Raw genomic sequence first — 15987 nt, forward strand, 5'->3', positions numbered from 1 at the left:
CGATGCCTGACACGTCTTATCAGGCTACAACCGTGTCGCATCCGACAAGGCATCAGATCCCAATTCATTCCTGGAGCAGGAGTTATGTCATGAGTAAACTTTTGGATCGCTTTCGCTACTTCAAACAAAAGGGCGATACCTTTGCCGATGGTCACGGACAGGTGATGCATAGCAACCGCGACTGGGAGGACAGCTATCGCCAGCGTTGGCAGTTCGACAAAATCGTGCGTTCCACCCACGGTGTTAACTGTACAGGCTCCTGTAGCTGGAAAATCTACGTTAAAAATGGTCTGGTGACCTGGGAAATCCAACAGACCGACTACCCGCGTACTCGCCCTGACCTGCCCAATCATGAACCTCGCGGCTGCCCGCGCGGCGCAAGTTACTCCTGGTATCTCTACAGCGCTAACCGCCTGAAATACCCTCTCATTCGTAAACGACTGATTGAACTGTGGCGCGAAGCCCTCAAGCAACACAGCGATCCGGTACTGGCGTGGGCATCGATTATGAACGATCCGCAAAAGTGCCTAAGCTACAAACAAGTACGTGGACGCGGCGGCTTTATCCGCTCCAACTGGCAGGAGCTAAACCAGCTGATTGCCGCTGCTAACGTCTGGACCATCAAAACTTACGGCCCGGATCGCGTTGCCGGTTTCTCGCCGATCCCGGCGATGTCGATGGTTTCTTACGCCGCCGGAACACGTTATCTGTCGCTGTTAGGTGGCACCTGTTTAAGCTTCTACGACTGGTATTGCGACCTGCCGCCCGCCTCGCCGATGACCTGGGGCGAACAAACCGACGTGCCGGAATCTGCCGACTGGTATAACTCCAGTTACATCATCGCCTGGGGGTCTAACGTACCGCAGACACGTACGCCGGACGCCCATTTCTTTACCGAAGTACGCTACAAAGGCACTAAAACCATCGCCATTACCCCTGACTACTCTGAAGTGGCCAAATTGTGCGACCAGTGGCTGGCACCGAAACAAGGCACTGATAGTGCCCTGGCAATGGCAATGGGCCATGTCATTTTAAAAGAGTTTCATCTCGATAATCCCAGCGATTATTTTATCAACTACTGCCGCCGCTACAGCGACATGCCGATGCTGGTAATGCTGGAACCTCGCGACGACGGCAGCTACGTTCCCGGGCGCATGGTCCGCGCATCTGACCTGGTGGATGGACTGGGCGAAAGCAACAATCCGCAGTGGAAAACCGTGGCGGTTAATACCGCAGGTGAACTGGTGGTGCCGAACGGTTCGATTGGTTTTCGCTGGGGAGAAAAAGGCAAATGGAATCTGGAATCCATTGCCGCCGGTACGGAAACCGAATTGTCATTAACCCTGCTTGGTCAACATGATGCCGTTGCAGGCGTGGCCTTCCCCTACTTTGGCGGCATTGAAAATCCGCATTTTCGTAGCGTAAAACACAATCCGGTCCTGGTGCGTCAATTACCCGTTAAAAACCTGACATTAGCCGATGGCAGCACTTGTCCGGTGGTTAGCGTTTATGATTTGGTACTGGCGAATTACGGCCTCGATCGCGGGCTGGAAGATGAAAACAGCGCGAAAGATTACGCTGAAATCAAACCGTACACCCCAGCCTGGGGTGAGCAAATTACCGGTGTGCCGCGCCAGTATATTGAAACCATCGCTCGTGAATTTGCCGATACTGCCCATAAAACGCATGGGCGCTCGATGATTATCCTCGGCGCAGGTGTTAACCACTGGTACCACATGGACATGAACTACCGGGGAATGATCAATATGCTGATCTTCTGCGGTTGTGTCGGGCAAAGCGGTGGCGGATGGGCACACTATGTCGGTCAGGAAAAACTGCGCCCGCAAACTGGCTGGTTGCCGCTGGCCTTTGCGCTCGATTGGAACCGACCACCGCGCCAGATGAACAGCACCTCGTTTTTCTACAATCATTCCAGCCAATGGCGCTATGAAAAAGTCTCTGCTCAGGAGTTACTTTCACCGCTCGCCGATGCCAGTAAGTACAGCGGTCATCTGATTGATTTCAACGTTCGTGCCGAACGTATGGGCTGGCTACCTTCTGCGCCGCAGCTGGGGCGTAACCCGCTCGGGATTAAAGCTGAAGCCGACAAGGCCGGATTATCCCCCACAGAATTTACCGCCCAGGCGCTGAAATCGGGCGATTTACGCATGGCCTGCGAACAACCAGATAGCGGCAGCAATCATCCGCGTAATTTGTTTGTCTGGCGTTCTAACCTGCTTGGCTCCTCCGGCAAAGGCCACGAGTATATGCAGAAGTATCTGCTGGGAACCAAAAGTGGGATTCAGGGTCAGGAACTCGGTGCCAGCGACGGGATCAAACCAGAAGAAGTCGAGTGGCAAACTGCAGCGATTGAAGGCAAGCTCGACCTGCTGGTGACGCTCGACTTCCGTATGTCCAGTACCTGCCTGTTCTCCGATATCGTTCTGCCCACCGCCACCTGGTACGAAAAAGACGATATGAACACCTCGGATATGCATCCGTTTATTCATCCGCTTTCTGCGGCGGTCGATCCGGCGTGGGAATCACGCAGCGACTGGGAAATCTACAAAGGTATTGCCAAAGCCTTTTCGCAAGTGTGCGTGGGCCATCTTGGCAAAGAAACCGACGTGGTATTACAACCACTGCTGCATGACTCTCCGGCAGAACTCTCACAGCCGTGTGAAGTGCTCGACTGGCGCAAAGGCGAATGCGATCTGATTCCAGGTAAAACTGCGCCCAATATTGTGGCGGTGGAACGCGACTACCCTGCTACCTATGAACGCTTTACCTCGCTCGGGCCATTGATGGACAAACTTGGCAACGGCGGTAAAGGGATTTCGTGGAATACCCAGGATGAAATCGATTTCCTCGGCAAACTCAATTACACCAAGCGTGATGGCCCGGCACAGGGGCGACCGCTGATTGACACCGCCATTGACGCATCAGAAGTGATTCTGGCACTGGCACCGGAAACCAACGGTCATGTTGCAGTCAAAGCGTGGCAGGCGCTGGGCGAGATAACCGGACGCGAACATACCCATCTGGCGCTGCACAAAGAGGACGAGAAGATTCGCTTTCGCGATATTCAGGCGCAGCCACGTAAAATCATCTCCAGCCCCACATGGTCTGGTCTGGAAAGCGATCACGTCTCCTACAACGCCGGATATACCAACGTTCATGAGTTAATTCCGTGGCGCACGCTGTCGGGACGCCAGCAGCTCTATCAGGATCATCCGTGGATGCGTGCTTTTGGTGAAAGCCTGGTGGCTTATCGCCCGCCTATCGACACCCGTAGCGTCAGTGAGATGCGCCAGATCCCGCCAAACGGCTTCCCGGAAAAAGCACTTAACTTCCTGACGCCGCACCAGAAATGGGGCATTCACTCAACCTACAGTGAAAACCTGCTAATGCTGACACTCTCTCGCGGTGGACCGATTGTCTGGATCAGCGAAACCGATGCCCGTGAACTGACCATTGTCGATAACGACTGGGTGGAAGTGTTTAACGCCAACGGCGCGCTGACTGCCCGCGCGGTGGTCAGCCAACGTGTACCGCCGGGTATGACCATGATGTATCACGCCCAGGAACGCATTATGAATATTCCTGGTTCGGAAGTAACTGGCATGCGCGGCGGCATTCATAACTCGGTCACCCGCGTTTGTCCGAAACCAACGCATATGATTGGCGGTTACGCGCAGCTGGCCTGGGGCTTTAACTACTACGGCACCGTCGGCTCGAACCGCGACGAATTCATCATGATCCGCAAGATGAAGAACGTTAACTGGCTGGATGATGAAGGTCGCGATCAGGTACAGGAGGCGAAAAAATGAAAATACGTTCGCAAGTCGGCATGGTGCTTAACCTCGATAAATGTATCGGCTGCCATACCTGTTCGGTGACCTGTAAAAACGTCTGGACCGGACGCGAAGGCATGGAGTACGCATGGTTTAACAACGTCGAAACCAAACCGGGCATTGGTTATCCGAAAAACTGGGAAGATCAGGAAGAGTGGCAAGGCGGCTGGGTGCGTGATGTGAATGGCAAGATCCGCCCGCGTCTGGGCAGCAAGATGGGCGTAATAACCAAAATCTTCGCTAACCCGGTGGTGCCGCAGATTGATGATTACTACGAACCTTTCACCTTCGACTACGAACATTTGCATAGCGCACCGGAAGGCAAACATATCCCTACTGCTCGTCCGCGTTCACTGATTGACGGCAAACGGATGGACAAAGTGATCTGGGGGCCAAACTGGGAAGAATTGTTGGGCGGCGAATTCGAAAAACGCGCCCGTGACCGCAACTTCGAGGCCATGCAAAAGGAGATGTACGGGCAGTTTGAAAACACCTTCATGATGTACCTGCCGCGCTTGTGCGAACACTGCCTCAATCCCAGTTGCGTGGCGACCTGCCCAAGCGGCGCTATCTACAAACGCGAAGAAGACGGCATTGTGCTGATCGATCAGGATAAATGCCGTGGCTGGCGTTTGTGCATTAGCGGTTGTCCGTACAAAAAAATCTACTTTAACTGGAAAAGCGGCAAGTCAGAAAAATGTATCTTCTGTTACCCACGAATTGAGTCAGGCCAACCCACCGTGTGCTCAGAAACCTGCGTGGGTCGCATCCGGTATCTGGGCGTGCTGCTTTACGACGCTGACCGCATCGAGGAAGCGGCGAGCACCGAGCGTGAAGTTGACCTCTATGAACGCCAGTGCGAAGTATTCCTCGATCCACACGATCCCTCAGTGATCGAGGAAGCCCTGAAACAAGGTATTCCACAAAACGTGATTGAAGCTGCCCAGCGTTCGCCAGTCTACAAAATGGCGATGGACTGGAAACTGGCGCTACCGCTGCACCCTGAATACCGCACCCTGCCGATGGTCTGGTACGTTCCTCCGCTGTCACCGATTCAGTCCTACGCAGATGCGGGCGGTTTGCCGAAAAGCGAAGGCGTGCTGCCAGCCATCGAGAGCCTGCGTATTCCTGTGCAATATCTCGCCAATATGTTAAGTGCCGGCGATACCGGTCCGGTACTGCGGGCGCTAAAACGGATGATGGCGATGCGCCACTATATGCGTTCACAAACCGTGGAAGGCGTTACCGATACCCGCGCCATTGACGAAGTAGGCCTGAGCGTCGCCCAGGTCGAAGAGATGTATCGCTACCTCGCCATTGCCAACTATGAAGACCGTTTTGTCATTCCAACCAGTCATCGGGAAATGGCGGGCGATGCCTTCGCAGAACGCAATGGCTGCGGTTTTACCTTTGGCGACGGTTGCCACGGCTCGGACAGCAAATTCAACCTGTTCAACAGTAGCCGTATCGATGCCATCAACATCACCGAAGTACGCGACAAAGCGGAGGGCGAATAATGCAGATCCTCAAAGTGATCGGCCTGTTGATGGAGTATCCGGACGAGCTGTTATGGGAATGTAAGGAGGACGCGCTGGCGTTGATCCGCCGCGACGCACCGATGCTTACGGATTTTACCCGCAACCTGCTTAACGCGCCGCTGCTGGATAAACAGGCCGAATGGTGCGAAGTGTTTGACCGTGGACGTACCACATCGCTGCTGCTGTTCGAACATGTTCATGCCGAGTCCCGCGATCGCGGCCAGGCAATGGTGGACCTGCTGGCGGAGTATGAAAAGGTCGGCCTGCAGTTGGATTGTCGAGAACTGCCCGATTATCTACCGCTGTATCTGGAGTACTTAAGCGTACTGCCGGACGATCAGGCGAAAGAAGGCTTGCTCAACGTTGCGCCGATCCTCGCCCTGCTTGGCGGACGCTTAAAACAACGCGAGGCACCGTGGTACGCGTTATTTGACACCCTGTTGCAACTGGCAGGAAGTACACTTTCAAGTGACAGTGTCACAAAACAGGTGAACAGTGAGGAGCGCGATGACACCCGCCAGGCACTGGATGCGGTGTGGGAAGAGGAACAGGTGAAGTTTATTGAAGATAACGCCACGGCGTGTGACAGCTCGCCGCTTAATCAATATCAGCGACGCTTTAGCCAGGATGTCGCGCCGCAGTATGTCGACATCAGTGCGGGAGGTGGGAAATGATTCAGTATCTGAACGTCTTTTTTTATGATATCTACCCGTACATTTGTGCGACAGTGTTTTTCCTCGGCAGCTGGCTGCGCTACGACTACGGGCAGTATACCTGGCGCGCCTCCTCGAGTCAGATGCTCGATAAACGCGGGATGGTGATATGGTCGAATCTGTTCCATATCGGCATTTTGGGGATTTTCTTCGGGCACCTGTTCGGCATGTTAACGCCGCACTGGATGTACGCGTGGTTTCTGCCGGTGGCGGTAAAACAGCAGATGGCGATGGTGCTCGGTGGTATTTGCGGTGTATTGACGTTGATTGGCGGCGCAGGACTGCTGTGGCGCAGGCTGACTAATCAGCGCGTGCGTGCCACTTCCACTACGCCGGATATTATCATCATGAGCATTTTGCTGATTCAGTGTCTGCTGGGGCTAAGTACCATACCGTTTTCAGCACAGTATCCTGATGGTAGCGAAATGATGAAGCTGGTGGGTTGGGCGCAAAGCATTGTCACTTTCCGTGGTGGATCGTCAGAAATGCTTAACGGCGTAGCGTTCGTTTTCCGCCTGCATCTGGTGTTGGGAATGACCATCTTCCTGCTCTTCCCGTTCACCCGACTGGTGCATGTGTGGAGCGCGCCGTTTGAGTACTTTACTCGTCGGTATCAGATTGTGCGCTCGCGGCGATAATTTCACCCTGGCCGGATAGCCCTTCGCTCTCCGGCCACTTGCAGGCTATGATAGTTCTCCAGCCACAGGAGAACGTTAATGAAACCGCAGGTGTACCACGTCGATGCTTTTACCTCACAACCGTTTCGCGGCAATTCTGCCGGTGTTGTTTTCCCCGCCGATAATCTCAGTGAAGCGCAAATGCAGCTTATCGCCCGCGAATTAGGTCATTCGGAAACTGCTTTTCTGCTGCACAGCGACGACAGCGATGTGCGCATCCGCTACTTTACGCCAACAGTTGAAGTGCCGATTTGTGGTCACGCGACAGTAGCTGCGCACTATGTACGTGCGAAGGTGTTAGGTTTAGGAAATTGCACGGTCTGGCAAACGTCACTGTCAGGAAAACATCGCGTGACTATCGAAAATCACAACGATGATTATCGTATTTCGCTGGAACAAGGTACGCCGGGCTTTGAGCCACCGCTGGAAGGTGAAACACGTGCAGCGATTATCAACGCGCTTCATCTCACTGAGGACGATATTTTGTCAGGCTTGCCAATTCAGGTGGCAACCACAGGACACTCAAAAGTGATGATCCCACTGAAACCAGAAGTGGATATCGACGCCCTTTCGCCTGATCTTGCTGCGCTGACCGCTATCAGCAAACAGATTGGCTGCAATGGTTTCTTCCCGTTCCAGATCCGCCCAGGCAAAAATGAAACCGATGGTCGCATGTTCTCGCCTGCGATTGGTATTGTGGAAGATCCGGTGACTGGCAATGCCAATGGCCCGATGGGTGCATGGTTGGTACATCACAACGTATTGCCCCACGATGGCAACGTGTTGCATGTTAAAGGCCATCAGGGGCGCGCATTGGGGCGTGACGGCGTGATTGAAGTGACGGTGACAATTCGCAATAACCAACCGGAGAAAGTCACCATTTCTGGCACAGCGGTGATTTTGTTTCATGCCGAATGGGCAATTGAATTCTGAAACCGTTGCCTGATGCGCTTCGCTTATCAGGTCTATGTATGCCGGATAAGGCGTTTACGCCGCATCCGGCAACCTGACATAAATTATTTTCCCGCCTCCGGGTGCGTATCAAACGCCGCCATCACCATCGCTAACTCATCCACAGTAAAGCCATGTTTCGCATCATCTACGCCCAGACCAAACTGTTCCTGCATCACGGCATATAACGACGCCACATCTGGTAGATTTCGCTGCTCCACCGCGTGCCCATTTTCATAATGGGTAAAATGAAAATTGGTCAGTGTCAGCTTGCCGCCGTCCGGCAAATGGCGGCACATCAGCAAATGATGGCGAAAATGCGACTGCGGCCAGTGCGCAGACCAGAAATTGCCCATTACATAATCGCTTTGTTGCTGCTCGCAGAGATCAAAACGGTACATCGACTGCCAGTGCTGATGATGATTAAACTGCAACACCCAATCATCACCCTCCTGTAACAACCGATACTCTCCGTGTGGCGTGATCTGCACGAGATCGGGAACTAAACGAATCGGCGCGGTTAGCGTCTGTCCACCGAAACCGACATCAGCAATCCATTTTTCCCCTTCCAGTTCCACCAACAACAAACGATGGGTGCGCGGCGGTAATGCTGGCGGATTTGATAACACTACGCGCCCTAACAAGCTGCGAACGTTAAACCCCAGCTCGCGTAACACCCGCTCAAACACGCCATTCTGCTCAAAACAGTAACCACCACGACGGGCTGTCACCAGTTTCTCTTCCAGCGATTGATCATCAAGCTGTATTTCCCTTGGCAGCAAAACGTCGAGGTTTTCGAATGGAATGGTGCAATTGTGTTTCAGGTGCAATGCACGCAGCGTATCAATATTGACCGCAGCAGCTCCCGACCAGTTAATACGGGCAAAATAATGATTCAGAATGGGCGTCATCAGGCGTTTCCCTTAGTGGTTTTCTCAACTTATAACCTGGAATAGACGCCGCACCGGCTATTTTGTGCGATCGCGGACATGCATCACGTTCGCAAATCGCCAATCCCGTTAATTTCGTTACTTATAGCGTTACGAGCTACGCTTTTAAAACCCCCTTCTTAGCGAGGCGATACCGTGAGCCGATTCATCCCTGTCGAATTACACCATGCCAGCCGTCTGTTAAATCATGGCCCAACTATTTTGATAACAACTTTTGATGAAAAATCACAGCGACGTAATGTGATGGCTGCGGCCTGGTCGATGCCGGTAGAGTTTGAACCGCCACGTGTTGCGATCGTGGTAGATAAATCGACATGGACCAGGGAGTTGATTGAACGTAACGGTAAATTTGGCATCGTTATCCCGGGCGTTGCAGCAACTAACTGGACGTGGGCGGTGGGAAGTGTGTCGGGTCGTGAAGAAGATAAATTTAATTGCTACGGCATTCCAGTAGTGAAAGGTCCGGTACTTGGTTTGCCTCTGGTCGAGGAAAAATGTCTGGCGTGGATGGAGTGCCGCTTGCTACCTGCGACTTCCGCGCAAGAAAAATACGACACGCTGTTTGGCGAGGTGGTATCAGCAGCGGCAGACGCACGGGTATTTGTCGAAGGCCGCTGGCAGTTTGATGATGATAAACTCAATACACTACATCACTTAGGTGCTGGCACGTTTGTTACCAGCGGCAAGCGAGTCACCGCGGGCTAAAGAATCATATGCAGCAACCAAGTTGCTTAAGCAATGTTTCAATATGAGTTAAAAGCATATTTTATCTCACGATTGCATATTTTTAGTGAAGATTAATTTATCCTCACCAACATCATAGTAATTGCGTATTATAGCTTCATTAATAAAGCCCTGTTTTGTATAAAATGCGCGGGCGGCACTAAAATCGACATAGCTGGAGGTCTCTACTAAAAGTAGTCTTGCGTGATTGGGACAGGTCAAGAAAAAGCAGTTTTTTATTTCAGGGCACAGTTGCGAATATTGAATACCGTATGGACTAATGCGAGAAAATTCCGAGGTATGACTGTTTTGATATAGTGGACAATCAAGCGTCTCGAATTAACAATGAATTTCAGGTGCCAAGCCTTACAATTTGTAGCATGACGGATATAGGACAACATTAGGAAATCGGACAGAAAATTCATTATAATAAAATGACAACTTATCTCTTTCTCTCACGTTCTGTGAAATTTCACAAAAGTATAAACTGAGCCAATATGCCTTTATATATAAAAAATACTCATGTTTATTATTATCGGAAAAATCCAAGATTTGATTAAGGCCATCAAAAATATCTTTCTCATGATCTATATGTACTCTTGATGATTTTACAATATCTTTTAATTCGCGGTAAATCTTATTAAATAGCGCAACCGATTCACTGTTATTGAATCCATAGTTGATAAAAAGACATGATTTAACATCCGATATTAGCAAGTCGTCATAATTCATCTCTATTTCAGACAATTTCACGATATACTCAGCTATAGTATTACTTTGTAAGGACTCAACAACTGACAGTAAAACAGATGGATGCAATAATATTTCAAGAAGACTTTTATCGATATTTTTATACACATTTATTGCGAATTCATCACTCGTCCCATCGATGGTGTCAGATATTGAAAAAAATACATAATCGGGGAGTTCATACCACATGTTAATTTTAATAATATCACGACACGCATCTTCTAACTGTTGTAATCTATTACCTTTATTCATAACAACCTTAATATTATTATATGGAATCTTTGGCGGAATCTTCTTACTACGCGTAATTTTACTAAAACTTTGTTAGAGAAAATATGTATATCACTGATAGCATGTTATTAATTCACCATGGTATTATTTAACGAAAACACCCCCGCATGTTTTCACCTCTTTGTATTTATGATAATTAAGGGGAGTTCTAATTTAATATAAACACCTGTACTTTATCACCTTTAGCAAAAATACAACTTTACTACAGAAAATAAAACCCCTGATTCAATTGTAAAAAGTAAATAATAACAAAGAGCATCATTAATTAATAATTTGATGATTTTCACTGTATTATTATAACTTCATACAGAAGTATATTTTTACATAAAGTGTTTATTGATGATTTTTACCAGTTCATCTTTTGCAATAAGTCCTATATTTAAATTAACACACTCAACAATCTGAAGAAATGTGTCACTTAGTGTATGTTCATGATCACCTTTTGTTTCCATTTTGACAAAAAGGCCAAAAGATGCACGAACAAAAGATATCTCGGGGTTATCCCATGTAAACCATCGTATTCCACCACCTTCATTCATATACTCCCTTATTCTATGCTGTTCATTATTAAAAGTTGAAAAATTAACGTTTTTTTCAATGAAGGTATTTTGCGCTAAAGATATTATTTCCCTGGATAATTTATTACAAACACGAGGGTTCGTGTCAAGAATAAACACCATTACATCAAGTGTAAAATGACGTATTTTATCTATATTTTTCTTTTTCATTGGTCCTAGCAATGAACCGTAAACTTTATCAATACGTTCATCAAGCAATCTTACCATATTTTTTCTTTCTATTTCGATGTGATAGTCTGGTTGATTTTGTATCCCGCTATTATTTTGATGGTTCATTGTTTTAATTTTTTTGCTTTTTTTCATTGTTGCCTCGTTGTGTCAAGATTTTAATAGTGGATGAAAAATAACACCGGCTTATTAGATTCAAATTTAGAGCACCGTCATCTGCGCTATTCGATCGCCAGGGCAAGATTACGAAAGCCCGCTCCCCGCAAGGACTGACGCGAGGTAGTCTCTGTCCATAGCTGCTTTTCGCATCTTGCGTCTTAACCCTGCCTTGAATACCTTATCATTCGTTAAAATATTAATAGCGATGTGCCGTATCCCTGAAAATAATTCTGCGGCGTTTCCTCTTCTTATTTTGCAGTCGTCTTCGTTCATTACCACGTCCAGACGCCAGTGCAGCTTATTCTCCACGTGCCAGTGATTTCGTATCGCTGTGGCGAACTTTTTTGCGGTTAAATCAGCAGAACTGATATAATATCTGACCGTCATTTCTGGCTCTTTCTTTTGTTCTGCTATTATTGACCAAAAGGAGACTGCCACGCATAATTTCTTCTGACCTTTCCATTCAAACGTGAAATCAATAAGTTCATCAGGGACATCGCAAACAATATGAAGATGGATTTCTTCTCTGCCGTGACTAAAATGCGAATTATTTAGTACAAAAAAGCGGCGCACCTTGTTCTTTCACAGATTCCTAATATGGCAACTTTAAGTTATCGCCGTCTATACTTATAGAAATTTCATCAGGGGTGACGTAAATAGAATTTTTTTCATCCTCAATTGCCCATAACTGATTAATAAAAAAGTGTTTTTTTTCATCTAATAACAAATTATCACATGTAGTAAAATTATTAATATCAAAAAAATCATCAGCACAATTAATTTTTAAATTTAAAAAATAAAGAAAAATATTATTGATTGATTTGAGTGTAAACCACTTGTCATTAACAAATTTATAGCCAGATGATTTTATAAAATAATAATTATCTCCTGGTATAAAGGCATACATATCATTTAAGGTTATACTCAACAAAAAACTACGACCTGGTTTAATAGTATTCCACCGTTCAGGATTCGTATTAATTTCAAAAGGACATGAACCACCTAAGTAGTCCAACGTGATATTCCCAGAGTTGATTCTGAATGGTTTTTTGCATATCGCATCATATTCATCTCCTTTTCCATCTTTTACTTTCATAGGTAGGTAATATTTAGAAAAAAAATACGTGGTAGAGCTATTGTTAGTAAAGGTTATGTTAGCAAAAATCCTGTTATTTTTTTTACTCATAGCTAATTGAGCATTGACATCCGCTATATAATTCATATGATTGCATTTTTTCTTACACTCATCATAATTTTCGATAGGATAAATTAATGGCCTTCCTTTGATATCTCTCTCAAGCCCAAACCCGTATTTTTTTATTAAAACCATTTCATCCGCAGTCGATTGAAAGGAATAGAAAAATATAATATTTACGATTGTCATTATTATGATTTTTTTTATAGCTTGCAGCATTAATATATTTCTCGACTTATTAGTTAATGGAGAAGTGCTTTTTCTAATTCCGCTATTTTTTTCTTAACTGAATTGCTTAATATTTCATCATTAATCGAGTCTATCTCACTTTCAATTAATCTTATTTCAAAATATCTTTCTATGTTATATGCATTCTCGAATATTTGATCTTTTTGTTTAGAGATCAGTTTAGTTGCAATACGGATATGTTCGTCATATGAAACTTCATCCTCTTTGCACGTTGAATATTTATCAGTAGTTGTATAATCCTGTGACCACATACCACCTTTTTTATTATCCCCATAATACCACTGAATATGAGACATTTCATGACATAAAGTAGCAACATGAGAATCCTTTCCCGTTACTGGATTTTTTTTGCCATCTCTATACTCAAATTTTGCGCCTATGTTAATTATATAGGGCATATCCTTACTTGGGCTGACGAATGCTGCAAATTCATTACAACCTGTATAATTTATAAAACTGCTCATTGTTAAATCATTAGCTATAATCATTAATCTTCTCACACCATCCATCATAAGAAATCTAGCATTCATGCGCCTACCTGTATTATGTCCATATTTTCTTATATTAACCTCCTTATTTCCTTTAACACCAAAGATCTTACTGAAATCATATTCCTCCTGTGCTCCCCATCTCAAAAGATCATCTGCTCTTTTTATCAAAACCAACTTTTGTGCCTTACGAGCCTTATCAATCATTATTTTAAAATGATCAGTTATTTTTTGCTCTTTCACACATTCTTCTGGCTCTGGCTTTGGTTGTCCAGAAGTTTGATTATTATCGTCCATAGTGTCCTTCCATTGAGAGAAAATCATCATTCGCAAATAACAACTTCACTTTAATTTCATGTTTGCTAGATACAAAAAAACGCTCTGTATACCCCTCTTCATCCGTTTCTCCGCGGGTCTGCGTGCCATCCTCAAAGAAGGCAATGTAGCGGGTTTCTGAATACGGTATCCCGTCATCGTCTGTAAAATGGAACTGGAGAGTATATTTTTCAGGTTCATCCTCATCGTCACCTCGATCATCACCACCACTTCCGGTCACGCAGTTCCCTCCAGAGTCTTCATTTTCTTCTCCGGAATCACTGCCATCACCACTCTTCTCATCCCCCAGTGTCTTCAGCACCGCCGGTTGCAGCGCCGGCACCGGCGTCCCCGGACTACCGCCGCTATTGAGATTGATTTTCGGCCCGACGATGTCCACGCCCCCTGAATGGATGACCACAAACGAGCCACTCACCTTCAGGCTTATCCGGCTGCTGCTCTCCAGCACGATATCCCCGTCCACCTTTATCCCCAGCGCGCCACTCACCTTCCTCGCCAGGTCCCCCTTCACCACCAGGCTGTGCTTTCCCTCCACCAGACTGATATGGTTCCCCGTCGTCTTATGCTCCTGCTTCCCTTCCACCGTCACTTTACGGTCATTTCTGACGTACAGGCCGTCATCATTACTCACGCTCACCGTCCGGTCATTCGTCACCTGCAGCGTCTGGTCATTACGTACCGTGATGCACCGGTCGTTCGCCACCGTGATACTCTGGTCGTGGCCCCCTTCTTTTCTGGTCCCGACCTGAACCGTCTGCCCCTTCACCACCGTTATCTTCTGGTCGTTCCCGATGGTTTCCGTATGGTCATGTTTCACATCCGTTGTCCGGTCGTTGAGCACCTCCGTATCCATGTTCTTCTGGGCATGGATATACACCTGCTCATTACTGGTGGCGTCTTCAAACCGCAGCTCGTTAAATCCGCTTCCTTTATAGGTTTTTGACCGGATGGTCATCTGCGTCTTCGTTCCCGGCAGGTCGCCCGGCGAACGGTTGTCCTCATGGTACGTCCGCCCCATGATTATCGGCTGGTCCGGGTCGCCGTTCAGGAAGTCCACTATCACCTCCTGACCCACCCGTGGTATCGCCAGGTTACCGAACCCCGGCCCCGCCCACGCCTGCGATACCCGCACCCAGCATGAACTCGCCTCCGTCATCCCGTGATAACGGTCCCAGTGGAACTTCACCCGTACCCGTCCATGTTCATCGCAGAAGATTTCCTCTCCCGCAGGACCGGTGACGATGGCGCTCTGTGGCCCGTCCACCTTCGGTTTGTTTTGCAGCCGTGGACGCCACGTCCGGTCCGCCGGTATCACCTCTAACTGATTGCCCAGCGTGGTTCCCTTTCCCTGGCTGCCGTGCAGCGCCTGCGGCTGGTTTCCTGACAGTATGCTCTGTACCACCTGCCATTCACGGTTCAGCATCTTCTGCGGATGCCCCGTCAGCATAAACCGCGTTCCCGGCCACAGCTTCGGCGAATTACTCTGCCCTGTGGCCTTTTCCGCATCACTGCGCAGGCTCTCCATCTGGTACAGAGTGAAATCCTTGCCGTGCTGTTCATCCTTGTACCTTCCCGGATAATCAAATATCTCATACTGCTCCAGCTGTCCGTTCAGGTTCTCACCCTGCTGCTCATACATCCCCGGCCAGTCCGGCACCTTAAAGGTGTAATCCTGGCTCTGCACCGATGACGGGCGGACATGCGCCTCATAACGGAACATACTGACACACTCCGTCTCCGCTCCTGCCGATGTGTCCGGGTTAAACGGAAACTCCCCCGCCTGTGACAGCCCCGCCACATCGTCGCACAGCGTCAGCTTCTGCTCCGGACTGTCCGCCGCAAACCGCTCAAAGAAGAAAAGACCCTCCTCCGCCCACAGCCGGGACAGAAACGCCAGGTCCGACTCCCCGTACTGGACACAGAACTCCCGCGCCGGATGGTCCTCATAAAACAGCGGCGTCCACTCCGTGACGCCGTTCTCGTTCAGTAACGTGGCCGATATCGTCCGGATATCCTGCTGCTGGAAGATACGAAAGTTCTGCCGCAGCCCGCACCGCCATAACGGCGGCTCAATACGCAGGTGATAACGCATCTGCCAGCCGTTATTCTCCTGCATGCCAAAACCCGCCACCACGCCGGTGACATAACGCTGCGCCACTGCGCCCTGCCAGATGGTCAGTGTCGCCTTCTTCTCCAGCAGCATCTCCGCCGTCTGCATAAAAGAGTCGCTGGCAACATCCACACTCATCACAAACGGATATGACTGGTTCTGGATTAACCTGAAATTCACCACTGCAAAGGTGTCCGGCTCCTGGCCGTCAACCTCCAGCGTAAAGCGAAGACCTTTTAAGGACATAAATACCTCTC

The 15987-nt window shown here is 48.3% G+C and carries 12 protein-coding genes and 1 pseudogene; 6 read left to right on the plus strand and 7 right to left on the minus strand.

Translation table 11 applies throughout. The features are described 5' to 3' along the window. Positions 1 to 89: 89 nt before the first annotated feature. The 5 genes from narZ (at position 90) to ACJHYR_RS01450 (ending at position 7715) form a co-directional block, all read left to right on the plus strand. Positions 90 to 3830: a nitrate reductase Z subunit alpha gene (narZ, locus tag ACJHYR_RS01430; RefSeq protein WP_042028381.1), complete on the plus strand. Its 3741-nt coding sequence runs from the start codon at positions 90 to 92 to the stop codon at positions 3828 to 3830. Beyond that, entirely contained in the window at positions 3827 to 5371 is a 1545-nt protein-coding gene (gene narH, locus ACJHYR_RS01435) for a nitrate reductase subunit beta (protein WP_000702560.1), read from the plus strand. The genes narZ and narH overlap by 4 nt, the downstream gene beginning before the upstream one ends. Continuing rightward, positions 5371 to 6066: a nitrate reductase molybdenum cofactor assembly chaperone gene (narW, locus tag ACJHYR_RS01440; RefSeq protein WP_001166367.1), complete on the plus strand. Its 696-nt coding sequence runs from the start codon at positions 5371 to 5373 to the stop codon at positions 6064 to 6066. The genes narH and narW overlap by 1 nt, the downstream gene beginning before the upstream one ends. Then, positions 6063 to 6743 (plus strand): respiratory nitrate reductase subunit gamma, encoded by a 681-nt coding sequence (narI, locus tag ACJHYR_RS01445; RefSeq protein ID WP_000617123.1) that lies wholly within the window; start codon positions 6063 to 6065, stop codon positions 6741 to 6743. The genes narW and narI overlap by 4 nt, the downstream gene beginning before the upstream one ends. Positions 6744 to 6821: 78 nt before the next feature. Next, positions 6822 to 7715, plus strand: coding sequence for a PhzF family isomerase (locus tag ACJHYR_RS01450; RefSeq protein ID WP_000804426.1), 894 nt, complete (start codon positions 6822 to 6824; stop codon positions 7713 to 7715). Positions 7716 to 7798: 83 nt separating this feature from the next. Here the strand turns inward: ACJHYR_RS01450 and nhoA are convergent, their stop codons facing one another. Further along, positions 7799 to 8644: an N-hydroxyarylamine O-acetyltransferase gene (gene nhoA, locus ACJHYR_RS01455; RefSeq protein ID WP_000187915.1), complete on the minus strand. Its 846-nt coding sequence runs from the start codon at positions 8642 to 8644 to the stop codon at positions 7799 to 7801. Between the two features lie 174 nt (positions 8645 to 8818). On the opposite strand from nhoA, the gene ACJHYR_RS01460 reads away from it, so the two are divergent. Further along, positions 8819 to 9388, plus strand: a complete 570-nt coding sequence (locus tag ACJHYR_RS01460) for a flavin reductase family protein (RefSeq protein WP_000085923.1) — start codon at positions 8819 to 8821, stop codon at positions 9386 to 9388. A gap of 384 nt (positions 9389 to 9772) precedes the next feature. Here the strand turns inward: ACJHYR_RS01460 and ACJHYR_RS01465 are convergent, their stop codons facing one another. The 6 genes and pseudogenes from ACJHYR_RS01465 to tssI form a co-directional block, all read right to left on the minus strand. Then, on the minus strand, positions 9773 to 10408 hold the full coding sequence (locus tag ACJHYR_RS01465) for a hypothetical protein (RefSeq protein WP_059328038.1): 636 nt from the start codon (positions 10406 to 10408) through the stop codon (positions 9773 to 9775). Positions 10409 to 10767: 359 nt separating this feature from the next. Next, positions 10768 to 11328 (minus strand): hypothetical protein, encoded by a 561-nt coding sequence (locus ACJHYR_RS01470; RefSeq protein WP_000748591.1) that lies wholly within the window; start codon positions 11326 to 11328, stop codon positions 10768 to 10770. A 108-nt stretch (positions 11329 to 11436) separates the two neighbouring features. Beyond that, positions 11437 to 11898, minus strand: a pseudogene (locus tag ACJHYR_RS01475) (ISAs1 family transposase); the annotation flags it as partial. A 46-nt stretch (positions 11899 to 11944) separates the two neighbouring features. Further along, positions 11945 to 12766 carry a hypothetical protein gene (locus tag ACJHYR_RS01480; protein WP_001544554.1) on the minus strand — a complete coding sequence of 274 codons (822 nt, stop codon included), beginning with the start codon at positions 12764 to 12766 and terminating at the stop codon, positions 11945 to 11947. 23 nt (positions 12767 to 12789) lie between these two features. Further along, positions 12790 to 13581, minus strand: a complete 792-nt coding sequence (locus ACJHYR_RS01485; RefSeq protein WP_000342577.1) for a peptidase M35 — start codon at positions 13579 to 13581, stop codon at positions 12790 to 12792. Beyond that, on the minus strand, positions 13571 to 15976 hold the full coding sequence (gene tssI, locus ACJHYR_RS01490) for a type VI secretion system tip protein TssI/VgrG (protein ID WP_000053613.1): 2406 nt from the start codon (positions 15974 to 15976) through the stop codon (positions 13571 to 13573). Before tssI ends, ACJHYR_RS01485 begins: the two co-directional genes overlap by 11 nt. Positions 15977 to 15987 lie beyond the last annotated feature (11 nt).

The sequence above is a fragment of the Escherichia sp. WS1450 genome (assembly GCF_046487395.1).
GTDB classification, from domain to species: Bacteria; Pseudomonadota; Gammaproteobacteria; order Enterobacterales; family Enterobacteriaceae; genus Escherichia; species Escherichia coli.